Origin of the sequence: Actinoplanes sp. NPDC048791, assembly GCF_040650095.1 — a bacterium.
Taxonomy (GTDB): Bacteria; Actinomycetota; Actinomycetes; order Mycobacteriales; family Micromonosporaceae; genus Actinoplanes.
Genome location: NZ_JBEZGQ010000775.1, coordinates 1 through 4124, shown reverse-complemented (window position 1 = coordinate 4124; position 4124 = coordinate 1). Strand labels below are relative to the sequence as shown.

4 protein-coding genes are annotated in these 4124 nt (G+C 72.1%); all 4 read left to right on the top strand.

Annotated features, from left to right (window positions below):
• Positions 1-900, top strand: a 900-nt coding sequence (locus AB0C29_RS36725; protein WP_360830410.1) for a helix-turn-helix transcriptional regulator, incomplete at its 5' end; no start/stop codon positions are given.
• Positions 901-968: 68 nt separating this feature from the next.
• Positions 969-2255 carry a nicotinate phosphoribosyltransferase gene (locus tag AB0C29_RS36720; RefSeq protein WP_360830407.1) on the top strand — a complete coding sequence of 429 codons (1287 nt, stop codon included), beginning with the start codon at positions 969-971 and terminating at the stop codon, positions 2253-2255.
• Positions 2256-2266: 11 nt separating this feature from the next.
• The gene (locus AB0C29_RS36715; RefSeq protein ID WP_360830404.1) at positions 2267-2836 is read left to right on the top strand and encodes an isochorismatase family protein; all 570 of its coding nucleotides are present in this window, start codon (positions 2267-2269) and stop codon (positions 2834-2836) included.
• A 68-nt stretch (positions 2837-2904) separates the two neighbouring features.
• On the top strand, positions 2905-4124 hold a 1220-nt coding region (locus tag AB0C29_RS36710), incomplete at its 3' end, for an MFS transporter (protein WP_360830401.1).

Sequence of the window (4124 nt, the reverse complement as noted above, 5' to 3'; positions counted from 1 at the left end):
CAGGCCGGCGGCTTCGGCTTCGGCTCCGGCTGGGTGTCGCTGCTGCAGGCCCAGGCGAGCCTGCTGCGCGGGCAGACCCGCGAGGCCCTGCACGCCACCGAGCAGGCCTGCGCGTCGCTGGCCCCGGCCCGGGTGTACGACGGCAGCGCCCACTTCGCCCGGGCCAACGTGGCGGCGCTGCGCGGCGAGAGCACGATCGCCACCGAGTCCCTGGCCACCGCCGAGGCGGCCGCGGGCACCGCCGTCAGCCTCTACTACCCGTGGCAGGAGCAAGCCCGGGCGTGGACGCTGGTGTGCCAGGGCGAGCCGGCTGCCGCCGTACGGGTCGTGCAGCGCGCGGTGACCCGGCTGCGGGCCGACCGCCTGCACGGTCAGGAGCTGCTCGCCCTCTACGACCTGGTCCGGCTCGGACAGCCTCAGCTGGCCGCCGCCCGGCTCGGGGAGCTGGCGCCGCTGGTCGGCGGTCCGGCGACAGAGCTGGTGATCCGGCATGCGGCGGCCGCCGCGGCCGAATCCGGCGAGGACCTGTTCGCGGTGGCCCGGGAGTTCGCCGTGCTGGGCTACCAGCTCTTCGCCGTCGAGGCCGCGGCCGGCGCGGTCCGGGTCTTCCGCACGGCAAGGGACCCACGGGCCCTGGCCGCCAGCACGCTGATGGCCGATGTGCTGAGCCGCTGCGGTGCGCTGCGGACCCCGGCGCTGCTGGCGGTCCAGCCGGCGCTGACGGTCCGCGAACGCCAGGTGGCCGAGCTGGCCGCCGAGGGGGTCCGCAGCCGGGAGATCGCCGACCGGCTCTACCTGTCACCACGCACGGTCGAGAACCATCTACAGCGCGTCTACACCAAGCTGGGAGTCAACGGCAGGCTGGAACTTGCTCCGGCACTGCGCCTGCTCCCGCAATAAGGTAGGCGCGGCGTGACCGACTGCACCGAGCGCAGCGAGGGCCAGGAGGGGACGCCTAAGGTGGATCCGTGACCGACTTCGCACCCGCGCTGCTGACCGACCAGTACGAGCTGACCATGGTCAGTGCCGCCCTCAAGGACGGGACGGCGAACCGCCGCAGCGTCTTCGAGGTGTTCGCCCGGCGCCTGCCGTCCGGGCGCCGCTACGGTGTCGCCGCTGGTCAGGGCCGGCTCATGGAGCTCATCCGCGACTTCTGCTTCACCGATGCGGACATCGACTTCCTGCGCCGCTCGGGCGTCGTCGACGAGACCACCGCGGCGTGGCTCGCGGACTACCACTTCACCGGCGACATCGACGGGTACGCCGAGGGCGAGCTGTTCTTCCCCGGCTCACCGATCCTGACGGTGTCCGGCAGCTTCGCCGAGTGCGTGGTGCTGGAGACGCTGATCCTGTCGGTGCTCAACCACGACTGCGCGATCGCGGCGGGAGCGGCCCGGATGGTCACCGCCGCGCGGGGCCGGCCGATCATCGAGATGGGCTCACGCCGTACCCATGAGGAAGCCGCCGTGGCCGCGGCCCGCGCGGCCTATCTCGCCGGTTTCGCCTCGACCTCGAATCTCGCGGCCGGCGGCCGCTACGGCATCCCCACGACCGGCACGTCGGCGCACGCGTTCACGCTGCTGCACGACGACGAGCCGGCCGCGTTCGCGTCGCAGGTGGCGGCGCTCGGCAAGAACACGACGCTGCTGGTGGACACCTACGACATCGCCCAGGGCATCCGCAACGCGATCGCCGTGGCCGGGCCCGACCTGCGCGCGATCCGCATCGACTCGGGTGACCTGTCGGTGCTGGCCCAGCACTCGCGCGAGCTGCTCGACTCCCTCGGCGCCACGGAGACGAAGATCATCGTCTCCGGCGACATGGACGAATACTCGATCGCGACGCTGGCCGCCGAGCCGGTCGACATGTACGGCGCGGGCACGGCGGTGGTCACCGGCTCCGGGGCGCCGACGGCGGGCCTGGTCTACAAGCTGGTCGAGGTCGAGGGCCGGGCCGTGGTGAAGCGCTCGGAGAACAAAGCGACGGTCGGCGGCCGCAAGACCGCCGTCCGGCGGCACAAGCCCACGGGTACGGCCACCGAGGAGATCATCGTGTCCCAGGGTGTGCCGGACCACAACACCAACGACCGGCTGCTGCAGCGCTCGTTCGTCGTGGGCGGCGAGGTGGCACCGCTGCCGGCCCTGGCCGAGTCCCGCGACCACCTGCGCCAGTGCCTGATCTCGATCCCGTGGGAGGGCCTGAAGCTCTCCGCCGGCGACCCGGCGATCCCGGTCACCGTCGTCCCCACCGCCTGAAAGGTGTGACCATGTCACGCGCACTGATCATCGTCGACGTCCAGAACGACTTCTGCGAGGGCGGCTCCCTGGCCGTGGCGGGCGGCGCCGGCGTGGCCGCCGGCATCTCGGCCGCCCTGAAGTCGGGCAGCTGGGACCACGTCGTGGCGACGAAGGACTACCACATCGACCCGGGCGCGCACTTCAGCGAACACCCCGACTTCGTCGACTCGTGGCCGGCCCACTGCGTGGTCGGCACGGAAGGCGCGTCCTTCCACCCGGCGCTGGAGACGGAACGGGTGGAGGCGGTGTTCCACAAGGGCGAGCACAAGGCGGCGTACTCGGGCTTCGAGGGACACACCCGCGAGGGCGAAGGGCTGGCCGACTGGCTGCGGGCCAGGTCGGTGACGGAGGTCGAGGTGGTGGGCATCGCCACAGACCATTGCGTACGGGCGACAGCGCTCGACGCGAAGCAGGCGGGTTTCGCCACCACGGTGCTGCTGGACCTGACGGCCGGGGTGGCCGCGGCAACGACGACCGCGGCGCTGGCGCAGTTCGAGGAGGCCGCAGTCGAAACGACAGGCACGCCGGTCGTCGCGTGACCCTCGTCTAATCGACTGGGAGTTGTCGTACCCCTGCTGTTGACTGTCCGGCGGAGGTTAGGACCGCCATGACACTCACGCCTTACCGGGAGACCCTCGCGCTGCGCGGGATCCGTTCGCTGCTCATCGTGGCGACGCTCGCCCGCATCCCGATCACGGCCGGCACGGTCACCCTGACCCTGCACGTGACCCAGGACCTGCACCTCGGCTACGGCGCCGCGGGCCTGGTCGGAGCGGCCTTCACCGTCGGCAGCTCCCTGGGCGCGCCGGTGCTGGGCCGGGTCACCGACCGCAAGGGCCTGCGCCCGGTGCTGGTGCTGACCACGGTGGCCGAGGTGACCTTCTGGACGACGGCGCAGGCCATGCCGTACTGGGCGCTGCTGATGGCGGCCCTGGTGGGCGGCTTCCTGACCCTGCCGGCGTTCGCGGTGGCCCGGCAGTCGATCGCCGCGCTGGCGCCGGAGTCGCACCGCCTGCCGGCCTTCGCCCTGGACTCGATCACCACGGAGCTGTCCTTCATGGCCGGCCCGGCCCTGGGCGTCCTGGTCAGCACCACAGCAGGCGCCCGGGTGGCGATGCTGGCGGTCGGCACGGGCATCCTGCTGTCCGGCATAGGGCTGTACCTGCTGAACCCGCCGATCCGCGGCAAGGACGAAAAGCCGATCTCCGCGGGCGAACGCGTCCCCCGCAGCACCTGGCTCAAGCCCCGCCTGGTGGCGATCCTGGCCATCACAAGCGCGGCAACCATCGTCCTGAGCGGCACGGACGTGGCGGTGGTAGCTGTGCTGCAGAGCTCCGGGGAGGTCGAGTGGACCGGGGCGGTGCTGGGCATGTGGGCGGCTTACTCGCTGGTGGGCGGGTTCGCGTACGGGACGGTAAAGCGGGGGCTGTCGCCGTTGGCGTTGCTGGCGCCGATGGCTCTGCTGACGATCCCGGTCGGGCTGGCCGGGGGTCATTGGTGGCTGCTCGCGCTGCTGCTCCTGCCGGCGGGGGCGCTGTGCGCCCCGACGATCACGGCGACGGCGGATGCGGTGAGCCGGATGACCCCGGCATCGGCCCGGGGCGAGGCGATGGGGTTGCACAACTCGTCACTGACGGTGGGGGTGGCGCTGGGGGCGCCGTTGGCTGGTGTGGTGATGGATACGTGGTCGCCTGCTTGGGGGTTTGCTGCGGTTGGTGGGGTCGGGGTGGTGGTGGCTGTGCTCGCCCTGCCGGCCGAGCTGCGTCGGCGGCGGGAGGGTTCTGGCGGGTTGGAGAGTGAGGCTGGGCAGGGGTCGGCGGATTCTCT